This is a genomic window from Dysgonomonas sp. HGC4, from assembly GCF_001261715.1.
GTDB lineage: Bacteria > Bacteroidota > Bacteroidia > Bacteroidales > Dysgonomonadaceae > Dysgonomonas_A.
Genome location: NZ_CVRU01000083.1, coordinates 1 through 20534, shown reverse-complemented (window position 1 = coordinate 20534; position 20534 = coordinate 1). Strand labels below are relative to the sequence as shown.

At 35.0% G+C, this 20534-nt stretch carries 20 protein-coding genes; 11 read left to right on the top strand and 9 right to left on the bottom strand.

Features of this window, described 5'->3' with window-relative positions:
- Positions 1-13 precede the first annotated feature (13 nt).
- Entirely contained in the window at positions 14-964 is a 951-nt protein-coding gene (locus HGC4_RS08285) for a FimB/Mfa2 family fimbrial subunit (protein ID WP_050709664.1), read from the bottom strand.
- A gap of 225 nt (positions 965-1189) precedes the next feature.
- Between HGC4_RS08285 and rimP the strand changes: the two genes are divergently transcribed.
- From rimP to murI, 5 genes are all read left to right on the top strand, one after another.
- Positions 1190-1657: a ribosome assembly cofactor RimP gene (gene rimP / locus HGC4_RS08280; protein ID WP_050709663.1), complete on the top strand. Its 468-nt coding sequence runs from the start codon at positions 1190-1192 to the stop codon at positions 1655-1657.
- A 2-nt stretch (positions 1658-1659) separates the two neighbouring features.
- On the top strand, positions 1660-2916 hold the full coding sequence (gene nusA / locus HGC4_RS08275; protein WP_050709662.1) for a transcription termination factor NusA: 1257 nt from the start codon (positions 1660-1662) through the stop codon (positions 2914-2916).
- A 114-nt stretch (positions 2917-3030) separates the two neighbouring features.
- Entirely contained in the window at positions 3031-6003 is a 2973-nt protein-coding gene (gene infB / locus HGC4_RS08270; protein ID WP_050709661.1) for a translation initiation factor IF-2, read from the top strand.
- Positions 6004-6204: 201 nt separating this feature from the next.
- Entirely contained in the window at positions 6205-6753 is a 549-nt protein-coding gene (locus HGC4_RS08265; RefSeq protein ID WP_050709660.1) for an OmpH/Skp family outer membrane protein, read from the top strand.
- 40 nt (positions 6754-6793) lie between these two features.
- Positions 6794-7630: a glutamate racemase gene (gene murI / locus HGC4_RS08260; protein ID WP_050709659.1), complete on the top strand. Its 837-nt coding sequence runs from the start codon at positions 6794-6796 to the stop codon at positions 7628-7630.
- A 127-nt stretch (positions 7631-7757) separates the two neighbouring features.
- Here the strand turns inward: murI and HGC4_RS08255 are convergent, their stop codons facing one another.
- From HGC4_RS08255 to HGC4_RS08225, 7 genes are all read right to left on the bottom strand, one after another.
- The gene (locus HGC4_RS08255) at positions 7758-8063 is read right to left on the bottom strand and encodes a T9SS type A sorting domain-containing protein (protein WP_050709658.1); all 306 of its coding nucleotides are present in this window, start codon (positions 8061-8063) and stop codon (positions 7758-7760) included.
- A gap of 76 nt (positions 8064-8139) precedes the next feature.
- Positions 8140-9054, bottom strand: coding sequence for a ribonuclease Z (locus tag HGC4_RS08250; protein ID WP_050709657.1), 915 nt, complete (start codon positions 9052-9054; stop codon positions 8140-8142).
- Entirely contained in the window at positions 9051-9632 is a 582-nt protein-coding gene (locus HGC4_RS08245) for a 7-carboxy-7-deazaguanine synthase QueE (RefSeq protein WP_050709656.1), read from the bottom strand. Before HGC4_RS08245 ends, HGC4_RS08250 begins: the two co-directional genes overlap by 4 nt.
- Complete coding sequence (locus HGC4_RS08240; protein WP_050709655.1) at positions 9622-9975, bottom strand: 6-pyruvoyl trahydropterin synthase family protein; 354 nt, start codon at positions 9973-9975, stop codon at positions 9622-9624. The genes HGC4_RS08245 and HGC4_RS08240 overlap by 11 nt, the downstream gene beginning before the upstream one ends.
- Before the next feature lie 84 nt (positions 9976-10059).
- A complete protein-coding gene (locus HGC4_RS08235; protein ID WP_157258192.1) occupies positions 10060-11187 on the bottom strand; it encodes an endonuclease/exonuclease/phosphatase family protein in 1128 nt (375 codons plus the stop codon).
- A complete protein-coding gene (locus HGC4_RS08230; RefSeq protein WP_050709653.1) occupies positions 11171-12052 on the bottom strand; it encodes a rhomboid family protein in 882 nt (293 codons plus the stop codon). The genes HGC4_RS08235 and HGC4_RS08230 overlap by 17 nt, the downstream gene beginning before the upstream one ends.
- A complete protein-coding gene (locus HGC4_RS08225; RefSeq protein WP_050709652.1) occupies positions 12036-12797 on the bottom strand; it encodes a rhomboid family intramembrane serine protease in 762 nt (253 codons plus the stop codon). Before HGC4_RS08225 ends, HGC4_RS08230 begins: the two co-directional genes overlap by 17 nt.
- Before the next feature lie 231 nt (positions 12798-13028).
- Between HGC4_RS08225 and HGC4_RS08220 the strand changes: the two genes are divergently transcribed.
- The 6 genes from HGC4_RS08220 (at position 13029) to HGC4_RS08195 (ending at position 18930) form a co-directional block, all read left to right on the top strand.
- Entirely contained in the window at positions 13029-13295 is a 267-nt protein-coding gene (locus HGC4_RS08220) for an HU family DNA-binding protein (RefSeq protein ID WP_050709651.1), read from the top strand.
- A gap of 333 nt (positions 13296-13628) precedes the next feature.
- On the top strand, positions 13629-15428 hold the full coding sequence (argS, locus tag HGC4_RS08215) for an arginine--tRNA ligase (RefSeq protein ID WP_050709650.1): 1800 nt from the start codon (positions 13629-13631) through the stop codon (positions 15426-15428).
- 278 nt (positions 15429-15706) lie between these two features.
- A complete protein-coding gene (locus HGC4_RS08210) occupies positions 15707-16264 on the top strand; it encodes a PspC domain-containing protein (protein WP_050709649.1) in 558 nt (185 codons plus the stop codon).
- Positions 16265-16441: 177 nt separating this feature from the next.
- Positions 16442-16807, top strand: coding sequence for a PadR family transcriptional regulator (locus tag HGC4_RS08205; RefSeq protein ID WP_050709648.1), 366 nt, complete (start codon positions 16442-16444; stop codon positions 16805-16807).
- 31 nt (positions 16808-16838) lie between these two features.
- On the top strand, positions 16839-18257 hold the full coding sequence (locus HGC4_RS08200; protein WP_050709647.1) for a PspC domain-containing protein: 1419 nt from the start codon (positions 16839-16841) through the stop codon (positions 18255-18257).
- Positions 18258-18459: 202 nt separating this feature from the next.
- Positions 18460-18930 carry a DUF3836 domain-containing protein gene (locus tag HGC4_RS08195; RefSeq protein WP_050709646.1) on the top strand — a complete coding sequence of 157 codons (471 nt, stop codon included), beginning with the start codon at positions 18460-18462 and terminating at the stop codon, positions 18928-18930.
- 85 nt (positions 18931-19015) lie between these two features.
- Here HGC4_RS08195 and dusB read toward each other — a convergent pair whose 3' ends face one another.
- Complete coding sequence (gene dusB / locus HGC4_RS08190) at positions 19016-20002, bottom strand: tRNA dihydrouridine synthase DusB (RefSeq protein ID WP_050709645.1); 987 nt, start codon at positions 20000-20002, stop codon at positions 19016-19018.
- Between the last annotated feature and the right edge of the window lie 532 nt (positions 20003-20534).

Below are 20534 nucleotides of genomic sequence, written 5' to 3'. Positions count from 1 at the left end.
CTTTATTTAGAGATTAGTCGAATGACTCTTCAAGAGTTGCACCCCATTCTGTATCAACTTCGAGACCTTCATTTGTAAGCATACCAGTAAACAAATTACCGGAAAGTCTTAACGTTTTATTTCTTTCAATCTCATACCCCCTTTTTAGAATTATGCTTCGCCCAACATTAGGAGTGTCTTTTAAATAATATAAAGCTGCTAAATAGTAATTTGAACTACTTTCGACTTTGGCAGGAAATCCTGTAAATACAATAGGATTATCTTCACTTATATTCAAGAAATTCGCCCTAGTATATTTTGGAGAACACATAACAAGCGTATGCCTTTCTCCTTGCCAAACTGTTCTCAAATCCTGAAAATAAAAATGATTCGGAAAACCTTCTGAAACATAAAGTTGTAGAGATAAAAGGTCGGTAGGAGTATTTGCTATATCTAAAGGCAACACTTCTACTTTTCCTACAACTCGAGAGAGAACAGTCTCCTTGTTTACCATAGAATTACCGATAGTAAGATCACTTTGAGTAAAGAATACATCATTATCAAATTTCGTTCTTGTATCTTCTATTACCATTCGAATATATCCATCATTATATTGAACATTGAATCCATTACCAAAATTCGCTCCAAAATCATCAGCATTAGTTGCAATAAACACAACCTTATAATTACCTGATGGCAAAGTATCCTTAACTTCAGATACATTTACATTCAAAAATTCTTTATACTTTACTCTTCTTCCTTCAGCATTATATACTACATAATGCAAGCTTTTAATATCCGAGCTACCAAGAGAAGTAGATCTCACATTAACCTGTTCAAACTCATTCCCTTTTAAATCAAACACTACTTCCTGCATTTTCAAAGAAGGTGTAGGTTCTAAGTCGGATATCTCTGAATCCTTACTACAAGAGAAAAAACTACCCATAAGGAGAGCAGCATTTAAATAGAATAATACTTTTTTCATTTAATTATTAGTTAGTGAAGTGCAAATATACCCACTTTAATGAAAACTGCGAAGAAGGTTTCATTTTTGATAGAAATTCTATTATAATCTTGAAAAGAGTAGCATACTAAAGAAATTTAGATGATTCATTTGCTATTTTGCATATTTTATTATATATTTGCATCAATATTAAAAGGGGGAGGAGGCTAAAGCTTTCTCCTTTTTCATTCGTTGATATAAATACAGATGATTGATAAATTAGAAATAAGAGATATCGCCGAAGATTTCCTGATCAATTCTGAGACGTTTTTAGTAGACGTAATCGTAAGACCGGGAAACATTATTGTTATAGAAGTTGACAACCAAGAAGGAGTCAGTCTCGAAGATTGTATCAAGCTAAACAAGCATATAGAATCGAAACTTGACCGCGATGCCGAAGATTTTGAACTTGAAGTAGGATCTGCCGGGGTAACATCTCCGTTCAAGATCACCCGTCAATACGAAATAAATATTGGCAATGAGGTTGAAACCCTTACTAAAGGAGGACAAAAAATAACCGGGGTACTCAAAAATTGCGATGATAGTGCATTTACTGTAACTGTTACCAAAATGGAAAAACCCGAAGGAGCTAAACGTAAAGTAGCTGTAGAGGAAGATTTGTCTTTCAAATACGATGAAGTAAAATATACAAAATATCTAATCAGATTTAAATAATTATGGCTAAGAAAGAAGTTATAAGCATGATTGATACTTTTTCAGAATTTAAGGACCTGAAAAATATCGACCGTATGACAATGATAAGTGTTCTTGAAGACTCATTCCGCAATGTCATTGCAAAAATGTTTGGGACAGACGAGAACTACGATGTCATTATCAATCCTGACAAAGGAGACTTGGAAATCTGGCGCAATCGTACGATAGTAGAAGATGATGCACTGGAAGATCCAAACATAGAGATATCTCTTTCGGATGCTAAAAAAATAGATGAAGACTTTGCTGTTGGTGAAGATGTTACAGATGAAGTTTTCTTTGAAGATTTTGGACGTAGAGCAATCTTAAACCTACGCCAAACTTTAGCTTCTAAGATTCTCGAACTTCAAAAAGATAGCCTTTATAACAAATATAAAGAAAAGATTGGAGAGATTGTTTCCGGAGAAGTATACCAAATCTGGAAAAAAGAAATCCTTCTTTTAGATGATGAAAAAGAGGAACTTTTACTACCTAAAACAGAACAAATACCAAGTGATTTCTTCCGCAAAGGAGAGCACGTAAGAGCTGTTGTAGAAAGAGTTGACAACAAGAATAACAATCCTAAGATCATTCTTTCGAGAACTTCTCCTGTATTCTTAGAAAGATTATTCGAATTGGAGGTTCCCGAAATAAATGACGGATTAATAACAATAAAGAAAATAGCACGCATACCTGGTGAAAGAGCTAAAGTAGCTGTAGAATCGTATGATGATCGTATTGACCCCGTAGGTGCTTGCGTGGGAATGAAAGGATCGCGTATACATGGTATCGTTCGTGAGTTGAGAAACGAGAATATCGACATCATCAACTACACATCAAACATGAATCTTTATATCCAGAGAGCTTTGAGCCCAGCTAAAATCACAACCATCAAATTGAATGATGAAGAGAAGAAAGCTGAGGTATTCCTTCGCCCAGAAGAAGTATCACTTGCTATCGGTAAAGGCGGTCTTAACATTAAATTAGCCAGTATGCTAACCGGCTACACCATTGATGTATATCGTGACATCGATGAAGTTGACGAGGAAGATATCTACTTAGATGAATTCGGAGACGAAATAGACGAGTGGGTAATCGAACAACTTAAAAAACTGGGTTATGTTACAGCTAAGAGCATTCTTGCTGCTAACAAAGAAACAATTGCAAAAGAAGCCGACTTGGAAGAAGATACAGTTGAGGAGCTTTTTGCTATTTTACGAGCAGAGTTTGAAGATGAAGAATAACTCTTATTTGGTAATTCTGTGATTTCTTAATACTTTTGTATAGTTTAAGTATTTGACGGAAGCTCAAAATTTATTCTTTTCAGCCTGTTCATATTCATGATTTAAAAAAAACGTATGTCTATAAGATTAATTAAAGTTTCAAAGGATTTGAATGTGGGTATCAATAGTCTTGTTGAATTCCTACAGAAGAAAGGCTTTGCTGTCGAAGCAAATCCTAATACGAAGATTGACGATGAACAGTATGACCTTCTTGTAAATGAGTTTGGCAAAGACAAGAAAATAAAACTAGCCTCCGATAGAAACAAAGAGTTACAAAAGGAAAAAAAGAAAGCTACTCAAGACGAATCTTCTGAAGAAGATGACGAGGATGTAGTAATTCCACAGCCAAAAAAGGTTGAGGAGATAAAGACAGTTATCCCGGAAGATATAAAACCACATATTCAGATTGTAGACAAAATAGATTTGGACAATCTAAACAAAAGTAAAAGTTCAACTTTGACAAAAGACGAAAAAAAGATAGAGGTAGTTGAGCCTCTGCAAGTAGAGAAAGAAGAAAGCAAACCTGTTGCTCAAAAAGAGGAGCTAGAAAAACAGGAAGAAAAAATTGCTGCAAAAGCACAAGAGGTTGAGAATACAGAGAAAGTTGAAGCTAAAGTCGTAGAAAAACCAGTAATTGCAGAGCCTGTAACGGTTGCTGAAGTTAAAGAAGAAACTAAGGTTGTTGCAGAAGAAAATGTAACAGAAGCAACAGACCAATCAACTCCGCAAGAAGGTGACGATGATGTATTCAGACTAAATAACCCTTCAATCAAATCGAACATTGTATTAAAAGGGACTATTGACCTTAGTGCAATTAACGACAAAACTCGTCCTGCTAAAAAAACTAAAGCAGAAAAGAGAAAAGAACGTATCGACAAAGAACTATCCGACACTAAAAAAGTAAAGGAAAGTACCGTTAAGCTTCTGAAAAAAGAAGCTGTTGACGAACAAAAGAAAACTCTTAAACTTGATGATCCAGATGATCCTGCAAGAAAGAAAAGAGCCCGTATCAAAAAAGGGAAAGTGGATATCGAGAAAGGTATTGCTGCTCCTGGAGGAACAACACCTCACCTTCAAAAAGATAACAAGGCGAAACAAGTCAACACAAATGTACGCAGACCAATTCTTACACCTAAAGCAGCTGTAACAGAAGAGGACGTTCAAAAACAAATAAAAGAAACTCTAGCTCGTCTAACCAATAAGGGAGGAAAAGCCAAGGGAGCTAAATATCGTAAGGAAAAGAGAGACGCCGTTTCTCAAAGACAACTCGAAGAACTTGAGTTACAGGAAAGAGAAAACATGATTCTTAAGATTACCGAATTCGTTACAGCTAATGACTTAGCTAACATGATGAATGTTCCGGTAATTAAAGTTATCTCTACTTGTATGAGTATCGGTATGATGGTATCTATCAACCAACGTTTGGATGCCGAGACTATCAATATTGTTGCTGAAGAATTTGGATTTAAGACTGAATACGTAAGTGCTGAAGTAGTTGAAGCAATCTCTGAAGAAGAGGATAAGGAAGAAGATTTGGAGCCACGTGCACCAATTGTTACCGTTATGGGACACGTTGACCATGGTAAAACTTCATTATTGGATAGAATCCGTCAAACCAATGTTATCGCTGGTGAGGCAGGAGGTATTACTCAACACATCGGTGCATACAATGTTAAGCTTAAAGATGGCAGACCGATGACATTCTTAGATACTCCAGGTCACGAAGCCTTTACAGCGATGCGTGCCCGTGGTGCTAAAGTAACGGATATTGCTATTATCATTGTTGCAGCTGACGATAATGTCATGCCACAAACAGTAGAAGCAATCAATCACGCAGCGGCAGCAGGTGTACCTATTGTTTTCGCAATTAACAAAATAGATAAACCGGGAGCAAATCCTGAAAAGATAAAAGAAACTCTTGCAAACATGAACTACCTTGTAGAATCGTGGGGAGGTAAATACCAATCGCAAGAAATTTCAGCTAAACAAGGGTTAGGTATTGACGAACTTTTAGAAAAAGTTCTTTTGGAAGCCGAACTTCTTGAATTAAAAGCTAATCCTAACAAACGTGCAACAGGTTCTGTTATAGAATCCTCTCTGGATAAAGGACGTGGATACATATCTACTATACTTGTTCAGAATGGAACACTAAGACAAGGAGATATTGTTTTAGCAGGAACTTATTTCGGACGTGTAAAAGCAATGTTCAACGAGCGTAATCAACGAATCGAAACAGCTTTACCTTCTGCACCCGTATTGATCTTAGGATTAAACGGAGCGCCTCAAGCGGGAGACATGTTCCACGTTCTGGAATCAGAACAAGAAGCTAGAGATATTGCTAGCAAACGTGAACAATTGCAACGTGAACAAGGATTGCGTACTCAGAAAATACTTACTCTTGACGATATAGGTCGTCGTATTGCTATCGGTAACTTCCAACAATTGAATGTAATTGTAAAAGGTGACGTGGATGGATCAGTTGAAGCACTTTCTGACTCTTTAATACGTCTATCTACCGAAGAAATACAAGTGAATGTTATTCACAAAGCAGTAGGAGCTATTTCAGAATCGGATATTACACTTGCCGCAGCATCTGATGCAATTGTAATCGGTTTCCAAGTACGTCCATCAGTTGCAGCTAGAAGAATAGCTGAGAAAGACGGAGTCGAAATACGCCTATACTCCATCATCTACGACGCAATCGAAGAGATTACTGCAGCAATGGAAGGTATGTTGTCGCCAGACATCAAAGAAGAAATCACTGCAAACGTAGAAGTACGCGAAGTCTTCAAAATCACTAAAGTCGGTACAGTTGCCGGTTGTATGGTGAAAGAAGGTAAGATTAAACGTTCGAATAAGATACGTATTATCCGCGATGGTATCGTTATATACTCTGGAGATCTAGGTTCATTGAAACGTTTCAAAGACGATGTGAAAGAAGTTGCATTCGGATATGAGTGTGGACTGAACATTCATAACTACAATGATCTAAAAGTAGGAGATATAATTGAAGCTTTTGAACAAATTGAAGTAAAGAAAACATTATAATAAAAAGATTTTATTATATTTGTAACCATAACCTAAGAACCAATTGGTAGTTGTAACCAAGCAATCATGCCTTGATCGGTGGTATCCCACAAAATATACCACCGAAAACACACAACTATCAATAAGGTACGGTGGTTAAAGCCCAATAAATCTACACTGAATCTGTATTAACCATTCTATAATATTAATTTTCATACTATTATGATGGCCAAAAGAATATTTCTTTCTGCATTACTTATTATATCAATCGCATTCATTAATAATATTTCAGCACAGCAGTTAATAACACCAATAACTACTGAAAAAATTGCATACATCAATTCTATTGAGTTATTAGAAACAATACCCGGAAAGGTAGCTGCTTCTAAAGCGATTAGCGAGTTGAACCAGAAATATAAAGATGAGTTGGCGGTGATGCAGAACGATTATAACAATAAATACACCGACTTCTTATCAAATCAAAACAAATTAGCTGAAAGTATCAAACTTAGACGCATGCAGGAGCTATATGAATTGGAACAAAATATAAACCGATTCATGAAAGTGGCTCAAGAAGATGTTGAAAGCCAAGAAAACCAGTTAATAGAACCATTGAGAGAAAGACTAAAGGAGGTTGTTAATCAAGTTGGAATAGAGCAAGGTTATACTTGCATATATGATAAAGCTAATCCTGCAATTGCATTCCTTACTCCGAATGCTATTGATGCAAATCCATTAATAAAAGCAAGATTACAATCTACAAGAAGATAAATTCGTCAGATTCACCAGCCCTCAATCAAAGGGATCAATTATGAAAAAGAATCTCACTCCAGGACCAATCGGAGTATTTGACTCAGGATACGGAGGATTAACCATTCTCTCCGAAATACAAAAATTACTTCCTCAATACGATTATATTTACTTAGGTGACAATTCTAGAGCTCCTTATGGTACACGGTCATTCGATGTAGTATATGAATTCACTAAGCAAGCCGTTCTTGCACTTTTTGAGCAAGGCTGCAACCTTGTTATACTAGCATGCAATACAGCCTCTGCAAAAGCCCTGAGAACAATCCAGCAAAACGATTTACCCAATATCAACTCAAACAAAAGAGTTCTTGGAATAATACGCCCTACTGCCGAAATTATAGGCGATATTAGCAAGACTCGTCACATAGGTATTGTTGGAACGCCAGGAACAATCCAATCGGAATCATATCTTATAGAAATAAATAAATTACATCCGGATATAACGGTTAACTCCCATGCATGCCCAATGTGGGTTCCCATTGTAGAGAATAACGAATTTAATACTCCTGGAGCTGATTATTTTATACAGAAGGATCTTGCTAGCATATTAAGTAAAGACGAGGCTATAGATACTCTTATATTGGGATGTACTCATTATCCTCTTCTGATAGATAAGATTAAACAATATGCACCCGCAGGGCTACAGATATTATCCCAAGGTAAATATATTGCTGAAAGCCTCCAAAACTACCTTAATCGCCACCCTGAAATAGAGAAGAACTGCACTAAGAGTAATACAACCAAGTATTATACTACCGAATCGGCATCTAAGTTTAAAGAGTCTGCATCAATATTTCTAAATAAAGAGATAGAAGTAGAAAGAATCAATATAGAATAAAATACAAGGTCTTTGACTATTTTGTAGAATTCCTCAATAGACACAACGAAACTCTATAATAAAAAATTATAGGGTTATTTTTTTGTTTAATAAAGATTTGGAGAGGTCATAGAATCAGAAAAAGCGGTTATTTAACGACCACTTTCTTTGTTACATTATCTGATTTGAGGATATAGTATCCTTTAGGTAGATTTACACGGTTAGAATTTGTACCACTATTAACGTTGAAAGTCATAACTTTAGTTCCTAAAATATTGAAGACCTCGATTGTTCCATCTTGTGGGAGGTTTTCTACTACAAACTTTTCGCCATTGATGGTCAATTCAACTCCTTGTTTTTCAGAGTCAAAACCATCTTTCCTATCTTGCGAGAAACCCAAGAAAGGTAGAGCAAAAAAAGCTGCTAGTATTAATATTTTTGTTATCTGTTTCATTTGTTAAATTAGATACACACAAATGTAATGCTTTTTAGTTAAATCTAAAGGGAAAAATGATTTTTTTTTCAGCTATTTATAATTTTTCTAATAATAATTCGTTAGCAAGAATAGTATGAGGAAAAATCTTCACTGCCTCATCCAAAAACAAGCTATCATCAGAGTATCTCGAAGAATAATGACCCAGCATTAATTTCTTCACATTTGCTTTCAATGCAATCTGTGCTGCTTGCCCCGCTGTTGTATGTCTAGTCTCTCTTGCACGGGCTTTATCTTCCTCTAAAAAGGTCGCTTCGTGATACAATAAGTCAACACCTTGTATAATCGGAATTATATCTTCTTTATATGCCGTATCTGAGCAAAATGCATATTTACGCGAAGCATCGGCAGGTTTAGTTAATCTATTATTAGGAATAATAAGCCCATCCTCAGACGTATAATCTCCTCCTTTTTTGATACTTGCCAAATCTCTTATCGGAATATTATAGAACTTAATTGCTTCTCCATCCAGATGCAAATCATTTTCAGCCTCTTCAAAAAGAAATCCGGCACAAGCAACTCTGTGATCTAAGGGAATTGTACTGACTTTTACTGATCGATCCTCATAAATCACTTCATTTTTAGTATGATCAAATGGCTTTATTATCACCTCAAATGATAAGTCCCTACAAAAGTATTCCAATTGAGGTCGCAGCATTTTCTCGAGATCAGCAACTGCATGTATAACCAAGTCTCCTGTTCTCCCTAAGAGCCCTAAAGTTGAAATTAAACCAATCAGTCCAAAACAATGGTCTCCATGCAAATGCGATATAAATATCTGATTCAATCGGTTGAAACGTAAACGAGCTCTTCTAAATTGCAACTGAGTACCCTCACCACAATCTATCATGAATAATTTTTCTCTAACGTTCAAAACCTGCGATGTGGGAGCATGCTGCATAGTAGGCAAAGCCGACCCACAACCTAATATATGTAATTCGAATTTATTCATTCAATATGTATCAATTTATGTACCTGCAGACTTAAACTCCATACAGGATTCTCTTTCACCAAATCAACACAGTAACTCACATTATCTAAGTTAATCTTGTCTCCGTCGAATATAGGACTGACAAAATATTTATCGGCTTTTGGAAACACCGACACATCTGGCAATATATTCCCTCTTTCAATTGGAATACGAATTTCATTTACCGAAGGAATTTTCTTCCGTATATCTTCATATTTCATTTTAGGGCTGCATGTTATATAATCAATCAAAGAGGGTACACGACGTGTCCCATTTGTTTCTATTGCTTGTTTATAACCTTTCTCTCTAAAATAAGCCACATGTTCATCTTTTAATTGGATTGTAGGTTCTCCACCCGTCCATATGATCCATTTACAAGGATAGACAGCAATGGTTGCAGCTATTTCCTCTAAAGTCATATCGTCTCCTTCTGCAAAATCGGTATCACAGAAAGAACAAGTAAGGTTACACTGAGTTAGTCTGATGAAAATAGATGGCTCTCCTACTCTCCCCCCTTCACCCTGCAATGAATAGAATATTTCATTTACATTAAGCTTCATATATAGCAGATGTTTTAGGCGTTTCACAAACTTCAACAGCGTATATCTGCGGAATCTCCTTTACGAAAATAGTATATAATTCACGCGCCATATTTTCTGCGGTAGGATTTACAGAAAACACATCATTAAGATGTCTGTGATCTAAATTATTGTCAATATATTCTTTCACAATACTCAATTCCCTATAATCCTTTACAAAACCAACTTCATTCAAGGTTTCGGATTTAAGATGAATAGTAACAATATAATTATGCCCGTGCAATCTTGAACAAGGATGATCGTCTGACAACCCTTCTAATATATGAGATGCTGAAAAAGCAAACTGTTTACTAATTTTATACATAACCTTTTTTCTAAAATAAATATTCACTGCATTATTGTACAAACACAACAGGCAGGAGTGTAATAACGAACTAGGCCTAAGCCATTATTTAAAATGTAGATACGTCCAAATAGGATAATGATCCGAAAACTTAACCTTATCTACTGTACATTTATATGCTTTCAAATTCCTTGAATGCATAATAAAATCAATTCTAAACCAAAAATAATTCTCATGATAAGTTATCCCAGGTCCAAAACCCGTCTCGGCATAAGAATCCAATAAATCTTTCTTTATTGTTTTATACGAATAAGAGATAGGACTGTCATTAAAATCTCCACAAACAATTATAGCATCAGTAGTTTGTTCTTCAACATAACGGGCAACCATATTTACTTGTGGCGCTCTCTTTCTGAAAGCCGATCCTAACTTATTCTCCAAACTCTGAGTTACCTCATCTAATTTATGCGAATCTCTTGCTCTAAGAAAATCCTTATACAGTTTTTTATCAGCAGATGTCAATCTATTTGACTCTAAATGATTATTGATAACTGTAATTATCTTTCCATTCACCTCTATCTTATAGAGAGCAACTCCATTATCGGATGATACAATAGGAATACTAAGAATTGACTTAATTGGATATTTAGAAAAACAAGCTAAGCCGTATTCGTACCTTCCATTGCTGGGGCGCAAAGGTATTACCGAATAATACGGATATACTTTCAACACTTTCTGCAAATTTCTCGTACTTGCATGCTTATCACTTGTTGAAACTACATATTCTTGCATACATATAATATCAGCATCTACTGATTTCAGATATTGAACCATCGGCATATCTGCGCTCCACTTCTTATTCAATTCCCAGTTAAATCCTCTTACATTATAAGACAATATCTTAATGCTTCCTTCTGGAGGTGTACCCGAAAATATATTGATCGGAAAATAAGTTGTGATAGGGCTATAACATATAGCCAATACTATAACATTAAATAAAGCAATCTTCCATTTTGAAATAATGCACCAAAAGACAAGCAGCAATAAATTAACCATCAGGATAAAAGGGAAAGCCAAACCCAGATATGCAAAGATAAGAGTTCTAGCAGGCGAAATACCCCAACTAAGAAAAGAGCTTAAAAGCAAGAGTAAGGTAAATATATTTATCCCTAGGACAAAAGAGTGAAAGGTGCGCCTTAAATATTCAAATATCTGTTTACTTGTTACTGGCATCAAATAATCGTTTTTTTTCATCATCATTCAAGCTATTGTAGCCCGACTGTTTAATCTTATCTAAGATACGGTCTATCTCTAAAGATTCACTATACTTACGCTGATTATAACTCGCATCGTCTTTCGAATTATTATTACGCGTAACCCTCATCTTTGGCTTAGCTTTAAATAGATTAACAATCTTATCGATCAAAAGATTAATCCATCGTGTAATATCTTTTCCTTTTCGGTATTGAATAGCATAATAATATCCTGTTAACGCCCCTCCTATATGAGCAATATGCCCACCAACATTAGAGCTTCCTCCTAATGCTAAAAAATCGAGGACAAATATAAAAATTGCGATATATATGATTTTTACACGTCCAAACAGAAGCATCATTACCTCCTGGTCTTTATTGTAAAATGCCGCACCAAATATAATTGCCATAACCGAAGCCGATGCTCCAATCATAGACGAAGGATTCATTTTTATAAAATAAGGTATTGTATTAAAAGTAAGAATATAAAAGAGAGCTCCCGCTAATCCTCCCAAAATATAAAGGGCAACTAAATTTTTAGGAGTAAAATAAGTCAGGAATATTCGTCCAAACCAATACAACATAAGCATATTAAATAGTATATGCAAAATCTCGTAATGAACAAACATATAAGTAAATAATACCCAGATGTGTTTGGCAGTAACTCCAATATTAGAAGAAACTTCAATATATCCCTGTAAATCGGGCGTTTGTAATTCAAACAGAACTGCAAATACTCTCAATAATGCAATAATAAGAAATACGGCCACATTGATAATTATCAATTGTGACAATGAATCGCGATATTTTAAATTATTAAATATTGATTTAATAGAATTTCCCATTCCTCTTATTATTTCTTCTCCAATATAATATTAATATAAAACCTGTCAACAATCCTCCTAAGTGAGCAAAGTGTGCTACATTATCTCCCGTTCTATCCCATACACCCATAAATAGCTCTGCAACTCCATATAGAATAACAAAATATTTGGCTTTAATAGGAATAGGGAATAATATTGCGATTAATTCAACATTAGGGAATAACATACCAAATGCAACAAGAATACCAAATACAGCACCCGAAGCACCCACCATTGTTTGGTTTAGCAAAGCATTGAATCCTCCAAGTAAAGGATCTGCATAATTTCGACCTGTACTAATCAGTTCTGCTCCATTTCTATATATTTCAGCCAGTATCTCAGGCGACAATTCACTTTCGGCGGCATTGATACGGATATAAACAACCAACATATTAAATAATGCCGCTCCTATACCTGTAACGATATAGTAAAAAAGGAATCGCTTTCCTCCCCACACCATCTCGAGTGTTCGACCAAACATAAAAACAGCAAACATATTAAAGAACAAATGCGTGATTCCCGACGCATCGTGCAAAAACATATAGGTAATAATCTGGTGAGGATAAAATAAGTCTGACTTAAAATAATGAAGTCCCAGATAAGTTGTAATATCTATCCCTTTATTGGCAAACACCACTTGTGCAACCCAAAACAACGCATTTAAAATAATTAAATTCAACGTTACCGGTGGCACCGATCCAAACATTCCTCCTCTATTCTGATTCATATATTTTTTCTATGCTCTAAATTTAGGCAAAAATAGGTATATTTTTCGTTTACACCGCCGTAAGAAGCCTTAGTTTGCCTTTTTTTTAGTTTAAATGCCCTTTTAGCGGCGGTTTTTTCATCTTTTTTTTTGATAGTTACTAAACTATAATCTATATTTGGTGTTTAAATATGTAAGTAAGTCGTTAAAATACAGTTTAATTAATTAATTTATATTTTTTATTGCAATATTATGAATAAAACTGAACTGATTAATGCTATTTCAGAAAAAGCTGGACTAAGCAAAGTTGACTCTAAAAAAGCACTAGATGCATTTATTGAAACAGTAGGTGCCGAATTAAAAAAAGGTGAAAAAATTGCTCTTGTGGGCTTCGGTACATATTCTGTATCTGAAAAAGCTGCAAGAAAGGGTATTAATCCTAGAACTAAAGAGGCAATTGATATCCCTGCGAAAAAAGTGGTTAAATTTAAAGCCGGAGCTGAACTATCTGACCTGTAAATCAGAGAACAAAGATTTAGAAAAATGGGACAGAATCAACGATTTTTTCCCATTTTTTATATTTACAAAACTTAGGACACAAACTACACGAGGAAATAATAATACACACATTGACTATAACAAGCTTTGACTAATACGCTTATCCAAGCAATAAAAAGACCTAACACCTTACCTTTTCAATCTTTTTTGTAGCTTTGCACCTTAAAATCAAAATTAAGGTGTCTGACCTTTTTATTGCTTTGCCTTTTAAAAGTGGAATACTACGTTTACTCTGAACAATAAAGTAATAGATAACTTACAGCATCTAGAAATTAAGACGAAAAATTTTTAATAATGAAAGTAGAACAAGCAATACTGACAAGTATTATTTCGGCAATCAAGAATTTATATAATACAGAAGTAGATAACTCTTTGGTTCAACTTCAAAAAACTAGAAAAGAATTTAAAGGACATCTTACTCTAGTAGCTTTTCCTTTTTTGAAAATTTCGAAAAAAGGACCGGAGCAAACCGCTCAGGAAATTGGAGAATGGCTTAAAGCCAATAGTCCCGAGGTTTCAGACTTTAATGTTGTAAAAGGTTTTTTGAATCTAGAAATAAATTCATCGTGTTGGATTGAATTACTTTCTGATATCAATTCTGAAGAGAATTACGGGATAGTACAACCTACGGACAACTCGCCATTAGTGATGATCGAGTACTCATCTCCTAACACAAATAAACCGCTGCATTTAGGGCACATTCGAAACAACCTATTAGGTTTTGCTCTTGCTGAAGTTCTAAAAGCTAACGGATACAATGTAAAGAAAACCAATATCGTAAATGATAGAGGTATACATATATGTAAATCGATGCTTGCCTGGAAGAAATGGGGAAATGGAGCCACTCCTGAATCCACAGGAGAAAAAGGCGACCACCTTGTAGGCCAATATTATGTTCTATTCGACAAACATTACAAAGCCGAACTAGACAAGCTACAAAGCGAAGGTCTTAGCAAGGAAGAAGCAGAAGCAAAATCGACCTTAATGGCAGAAGCTCGCGAAATGCTTAGAATGTGGGAAGCAGGAGACTCAGAAACTGTGGAACTATGGAAAACCATGAACAGCTGGGTATACGCTGGGTTTGGTGAGACTTACAAAGTGTTGGGTGTTGACTTCGACAAAATATATTACGAATCGGAAACATATCTGGACGGGAAAGACAAAGTGCTTGAAGGTCTGGAAAAGAATATATTCTATAAGAAAGAAGATGGATCGGTATGGGTTGACCTTTCGGAAGAAGGCCTCGACCAAAAATTACTCCTCCGTGGCGACGGTACCTCAGTATATATGACTCAAGATATCGGAACTGCCGAACAACGTTATAAAGATTTCCCCATCGACAAGATGGTGTACGTAGTCGGAAACGAACAAAACTATCATTTTCAGGTACTTTCTATCATTCTCGATAAATTAGGCTTCCAATTTGGAAAAGACTTAGTGCACTTTTCTTATGGAATGGTTGAACTACCCAAAGGTATGGGACGCATGAAATCGAGAGAAGGAACGGTAGTAGATGCTGATGATCTGATAGAAGACATGGTAACTACTGCACGCGAAACTTCCGAAGAATTAGGTAAACTAGATAATTGCACTGAAGAAGAAGCTGCTAATATTGCACGCATAGTTGGCTTAGGTGCTTTAAAATACTTCATTCTGAAAGTTGATCCTAAAAAGAATATGGTCTTTAATCCTGCCGAGTCAATAGATTTCAACGGAAACACAGGTCCATTCATTCAATACACATACGCTCGTATACAATCAGTATTAAGAAAAGCAGCAGAACAAGGATTAATTATTCCTCAAAGATTAGAAGTTCAAACCTCTCTTACTGAAAAAGAGACCGCATTAATTCAACTTACTGCCGAATTTGCAAGCACTCTTAAGCAAGCAGGAGACGAATACAACCCTGCGCTTATCGCAAACTATGTATACGAATTAGTAAAAGAGTATAATCAATTCTATCACGATCACTCTATCTTAAAAGAAGAAGATAAAAATATAAAAGAATTAAGACTTACCTTATCTTCTAATGTAGGTAAAATAGTAAAAGCAGGTATGCAGTTATTAGGTATTGAAGTACCGGATAGAATGTAAGGTCAAAGATCAATTTATAACGTAACGTCTATAAAAATAAAAGCCTCAAAGAGGAAGTGATTTACACACTTCCTCTTTTTTTTGCCCCAAAAGTTAAATAATGTTAAATAAATGGAAATTCATATATACATAAAGCGCTACATATAAGCAATTTACATCAAAACACAAAACCCACTACAAGCTACAGGATAGTATTATGTATTGCATAGTACTAAAATAATTACATATATTTGTATAGCATAAATCATTGTATAAGAAAATAGATAAAAATTACAGATATGAAAAAAGTTGTAGAAGTCAATATCGGAGGAATCAATTTCACAATTGAAGATGATGCCTACATCCAATTAAAGGCATATTTATCGAGATTCGAAGCATCATTACCTAAAGAAGATGCTAAAGAAATAATGGAAGATGTAGAAGCCAGAGTTGCTGAGATATTTCAGAAAGAAATAAAATATCCAAATCAAGTCATTGGAGAAGATTCTGTAAGAATCGTAATTGAATGCCTTGGAGAAGTAGGTCCTTCTACAAATTCAGATAACAATAATTCGCAACAAAAAACAAACAGAAAAATGAAAACAAATAAGAAACTATATCGCAACATGGATGACAGAGTTTTAGCCGGTGTTTGCGGAGGACTTGCCTCATATTTTGATATAGACACAACAATAATCAGAGCCATCTTTGTCCTTGTATTTTTCTTCGGTGGTTCTGCCCTACTCGCTTACATCATTCTATGGGTAATTATGCCAAAGGCCGAAACTGTTATCCAAAAAATGGAAATGAACGGAGAGCCTATAACAGCAGAAAACCTAAAGCATTATAGTAAATAAAGACTTAAATCTTTTTGTTGCTCAGGTTTAGCATAACAATAAGAGGCAGCTGCAATCACAAAATACAGAATAAACAGGTGATACTTTAAACTTCGTGATTACGAACCTCTTTGTAGCAAAAGACAATAACAAATAGATTATAAGGAAGTTAAAACTTACGCACTTAAAACTCAGAATATGGAACCAATTAATGTAGACAATATAAAAGCTCAAATGAGAAAAGGTATTCTCGAATACTGTATTCTTAGCATCCTGTCGGAAGGCGATGCGTATGCATCTTCGATTATCAATGAGTTGAAAGAATCGGAAATGATAGTGGTTGAAGGAACATTATATCCCTTACTAACCAGACAAAAAAATCAAGAATTACTTTCATACAGATGGGAAGAATCTACCCAAGGACCTCCCCGTAAGTACTATTCTATCACAGACAAAGGTAAAGCAGTATTAGCAGAGCTAGACAATGTATGGGCTGATCTGGTAAATACAATTGCCCGCATCAGAAAAAATCAAGTTCTGAACACTTCTGAATCAAACGGTTGAAAACAAATTACAAGACTAAAAAAGTACCAAAATGAAAGAAACAATAAAAGCCAGCATAGGAGGATACGCATTCACTTTAGATGCTGATGCGTACGAAATACTGAAATCGTATCTTGATAATTTGAAAATACACTTCGAAAATAAAGAAGATGGTAGTGAAATTATCGCAGACATAGAAGCTCGTATGTGCGAACTCCTACAAATGAAAGCAAGCAAGAGCGAGAATATAATAACTCTGGAAGACGCTAATAGCATCATAGGCATTATGGGAAACCCGGTTGACTTCGAAGCAGAAGCAACGGATACCAGCGATAATAGCCAAACTGAAAAACCGGAGAATACAACCATTCGCAAAAAACTATACAGAGATACTGAGAATGGTATTCTCGGAGGGGTATGTGCAGGATTGGCTAAATATTTCCACATCGATGTAGTCTTAGTTCGAATTGGTTACGCTGCAAGTATTGCTTTAGCAGGTTTCATTACAGGGAAGCTAGGCGGATACCTTTTAGCCTCATACCTCTTACTTTGGATAGCAATGCCAAAAGCGAAAACAATGGCTCAAAAGCTAGCTATGTCGGGAGAAGATCCAAGTATAGAAGCGATAGAAAACAGAACTGCTAAGGTTTCTAGAAAAAGAGAAAGCAAAATAGGTAGTGTATTAGGATCTATCATTAAGGCAGCAAGCGGCACTATTATATTTCTAATTGGTATAGCAATAATGCTAATTGGAGGCTTCTCAATATTTTTTCCGGCTGCACTAAACTTGCCCTCAACTTCCGAGCTACTAAATATGTTCGGTTTATATTCGAGCAACATTAATATTGCATTAGCAATAATCTGGTTCTTACCTGCAATTTGTTTAATCTATCTGGGAATTATAATTTGTACGAAAATAACGCCTAAAGACTTTATTATATTTGGAGTTGCATTTTTAATATGGGTTGGAGCTGGCTCTTATATCGGAATCGTCACAGCAAAGCAAGCTATAAACTATAAAGAAGATGCTGATTTCACCGAGAAGATAGATATAAATACATCATCCGACACCCTCTATGTAAAGCTGCATCAAGATTTACAAGCTGCATACACTTGGGGCAAAGGAGATAATGAACTATACACATTAGATGGTAATCCGAGATCATGGTTTATTCTACCAAAGATTCGAGTGAATAGAGATACTATCTACAAGAATTTTGAAATTAAAATTAAAAAGACTGCTTTTGATAAAAGCTATCAAGCAGCAAAAGCAAAAGCAACAAATGCAAAATTTAATTACAATATACAAGATTCGCTAGTATTACTCAAACCTCATTTATATAATAAAGACAACTCTTGGAATCGCGAAATATTTGAAATTGAGATTAATTCTCCTGCTAACAAGACAGTAATAATAGATGAGCCGATCAATTACCGCCATCACTACTTTGATAATTGGGATAACGACTAAATAATCAATCAATTCCATATTAGTCACAGTTTATAAATAACACCATTTTTCTTGATACAATAACGGACGGGGATTACCCCGTCCCTGCTAAACAGCTCTCTAAAAAATGAAAAAATATATTAAAAAAGCATCAATTTGTAACAAATAATATCAACAAGCAGTCTTATATCTAAACAGTGCTTAACTATAAATACTCAGAATCATGAAAACAATAATAATTACCTTAGCTATCTCAGCCCTAGCTCTAATAGGCAATATAGTAAATGCCTCAACTAAAGACAACTTCTATAAAAACGAAGAAGTAAATAATGTAGGACAAATAGTAAAAACAACTGTTTGTAAAGGGGAAGACGACAAGAATCTTACGCTTATTAAGCAATACGAAAATAAGTATGACAACAATGGAAACATTAGTGAGAAAGTGCTATCTGTATGGGATTCTAATCAATCGAAATGGAATGCGATTCGAAAATATCAATATGAGTACACAAACAATGGACAACTCCAAATGCTTTCGTATACAACATACAATGATTTGAACAAGGCTTGGGAAAACGAAATAAAATATGCAATGTATCTATATAATTCGGAGGGAAACTTACTTACTGTAGATTACTTGAATATCAACAATAAAGATAAGGAAGTGTTAGCTTCTGACTTTAGCTTAAAATAAAGATTTTACTACTAACTCAATTATAGTCGGATACCAGTTGTGAAACCAGTATCCGACTCTTTATTTTAGAATATAATAAGCTTATTTATTGAAGCTCAAATTCATTGGGGATAGAGTCTAATATAGAGAATAACTCTTCTAGAGTTGCTGCCCTTAGCATGGCAATACGGGTCTTTTTAAAATCGGGAATACCTTTAAACAAATTACTTGCAGCTAAATGCCTGCGACTATGAATAATGCCTCCTCGTTCCCCTGACTGATCTACATTCTTTTGAATATAGTCTTTCAGAATATTTAAATACCAAACAAATGATTCACTGGGTAATGACTCTCCTGTTTTAAGAAAATGTTTCACTTCCTTAAATATCCATGGATTACCAATAGCTCCACGCCCTATCATCACTGCATCTACACCCGTCTCATCAAATCGACGTTTGCATTCTTCAGGGGTAGTAACATCGCCATTACCAATAATCGGTATATGCATACGCTGATTGTTCTTCACATCGGCAATTAAAGACCAATCTGCATCGTCTCTATACATCTGACTACGGGTTCTACCATGAATAGTTAATGCTTGTATACCCACATCTTGCAATTGCTCAGCAAGTTCTACAATTATTTTCGAATCATGGTCCCAACCTAAACGAGTTTTCAGCGTAACAGGCAAGTTTACCGCCTTTACAACTTCGCGTGTTATCTCTACCATAAGTTCAGGAGTTTTCATCATACCCGAACCTGCACCTTTACCTGCCACCTTTTTTACTGGACAACCAAAGTTTATATCAATAATATCGGGCTGCGCCTCCTCACAAATTTTAGCTGCCTCTACCATTGCTTCTACTTCCCTACCATATATCTGTATGGCAACAGGACGCTCAGCTTCGCAGATAGTCAGCTTTTCTTTAGTCTTATTTACATGTCTTATCAGAGCATCGCTAGAAACAAACTCTGTATAAACCATGTCAGCTCCGAAGTGTTTACACAAAACTCTGAAATCCATATCCGTAACATCCTCCATTGGAGCAAGGAAAACAGGATAATCAGAAAAATTTATATTGCTAATTTTCATTATTAAAGTAAATAAAAATATTAAATGATGCGTTTCAGAAGCATAACAAGCCATAGACATTATGTCTTCTAAAACCTAAAGAAAGGTCTAAGACCTTAAAATCGATAGTTTAAAAAGTCTACAAACCATCAATCGCCACAAAAAAGACCATCAACAGAGTTGAAATCTCTACAAATGGAGTACAAAGTTATATCTAATTCTTTAAATCTGCATTTTTTATGTATAAACATAAGCATTTCTCCCCTATAAAACATCCCTCTCACAACATAATCTATCAAAATAGAATTAGCAACTTAAAAAAGAGGTTTTGAATAACTAAATGAGCATTAAATAATTTAATTTCATTAATAAAAGAGGGGTAATATACAGTATATTAACAGCTATCTATCAATAAAAAAATGATATAAAATACCCGCTATAGATATAAAGTTATAGAAACAGGGATTACTATAATATTAAAATATGATAGAATAAGTATTAAACTTTAATATATTAATTATCACACATATATAAACAAACACAGTATATTATA

Excerpts from the sequence above, each read along its gene's own strand:
- HGC4_RS08285 (WP_050709664.1), bottom strand. The coding sequence starts at position 964 with ATGAAAAAAGTATTATTCTATTTAAATGCTGCTCTCCTTATGGGTAGT.
- rimP (WP_050709663.1), top strand. The coding sequence starts at position 1,190 with ATGATTGATAAATTAGAAATAAGAGATATCGCCGAAGATTTCCTGATC.
- nusA (WP_050709662.1), top strand. The coding sequence starts at position 1,660 with ATGGCTAAGAAAGAAGTTATAAGCATGATTGATACTTTTTCAGAATTT.
- infB (WP_050709661.1), top strand. The coding sequence starts at position 3,031 with ATGTCTATAAGATTAATTAAAGTTTCAAAGGATTTGAATGTGGGTATC.
- HGC4_RS08265 (WP_050709660.1), top strand. The coding sequence starts at position 6,205 with ATGATGGCCAAAAGAATATTTCTTTCTGCATTACTTATTATATCAATC.
- murI (WP_050709659.1), top strand. The coding sequence starts at position 6,794 with ATGAAAAAGAATCTCACTCCAGGACCAATCGGAGTATTTGACTCAGGA.
- HGC4_RS08255 (WP_050709658.1), bottom strand. The coding sequence starts at position 8,063 with ATGAAACAGATAACAAAAATATTAATACTAGCAGCTTTTTTTGCTCTA.
- HGC4_RS08250 (WP_050709657.1), bottom strand. The coding sequence starts at position 9,054 with ATGAATAAATTCGAATTACATATATTAGGTTGTGGGTCGGCTTTGCCT.
- HGC4_RS08245 (WP_050709656.1), bottom strand. The coding sequence starts at position 9,632 with ATGAAGCTTAATGTAAATGAAATATTCTATTCATTGCAGGGTGAAGGG.
- HGC4_RS08240 (WP_050709655.1), bottom strand. The coding sequence starts at position 9,975 with ATGTATAAAATTAGTAAACAGTTTGCTTTTTCAGCATCTCATATATTA.
- HGC4_RS08235 (WP_157258192.1), bottom strand. The coding sequence starts at position 11,187 with ATGCCAGTAACAAGTAAACAGATATTTGAATATTTAAGGCGCACCTTT.
- HGC4_RS08230 (WP_050709653.1), bottom strand. The coding sequence starts at position 12,052 with ATGGGAAATTCTATTAAATCAATATTTAATAATTTAAAATATCGCGAT.
- HGC4_RS08225 (WP_050709652.1), bottom strand. The coding sequence starts at position 12,797 with ATGAATCAGAATAGAGGAGGAATGTTTGGATCGGTGCCACCGGTAACG.
- HGC4_RS08220 (WP_050709651.1), top strand. The coding sequence starts at position 13,029 with ATGAATAAAACTGAACTGATTAATGCTATTTCAGAAAAAGCTGGACTA.
- argS (WP_050709650.1), top strand. The coding sequence starts at position 13,629 with ATGAAAGTAGAACAAGCAATACTGACAAGTATTATTTCGGCAATCAAG.
- HGC4_RS08210 (WP_050709649.1), top strand. The coding sequence starts at position 15,707 with ATGAAAAAAGTTGTAGAAGTCAATATCGGAGGAATCAATTTCACAATT.
- HGC4_RS08205 (WP_050709648.1), top strand. The coding sequence starts at position 16,442 with ATGGAACCAATTAATGTAGACAATATAAAAGCTCAAATGAGAAAAGGT.
- HGC4_RS08200 (WP_050709647.1), top strand. The coding sequence starts at position 16,839 with ATGAAAGAAACAATAAAAGCCAGCATAGGAGGATACGCATTCACTTTA.
- HGC4_RS08195 (WP_050709646.1), top strand. The coding sequence starts at position 18,460 with ATGAAAACAATAATAATTACCTTAGCTATCTCAGCCCTAGCTCTAATA.
- dusB (WP_050709645.1), bottom strand. The coding sequence starts at position 20,002 with ATGAAAATTAGCAATATAAATTTTTCTGATTATCCTGTTTTCCTTGCT.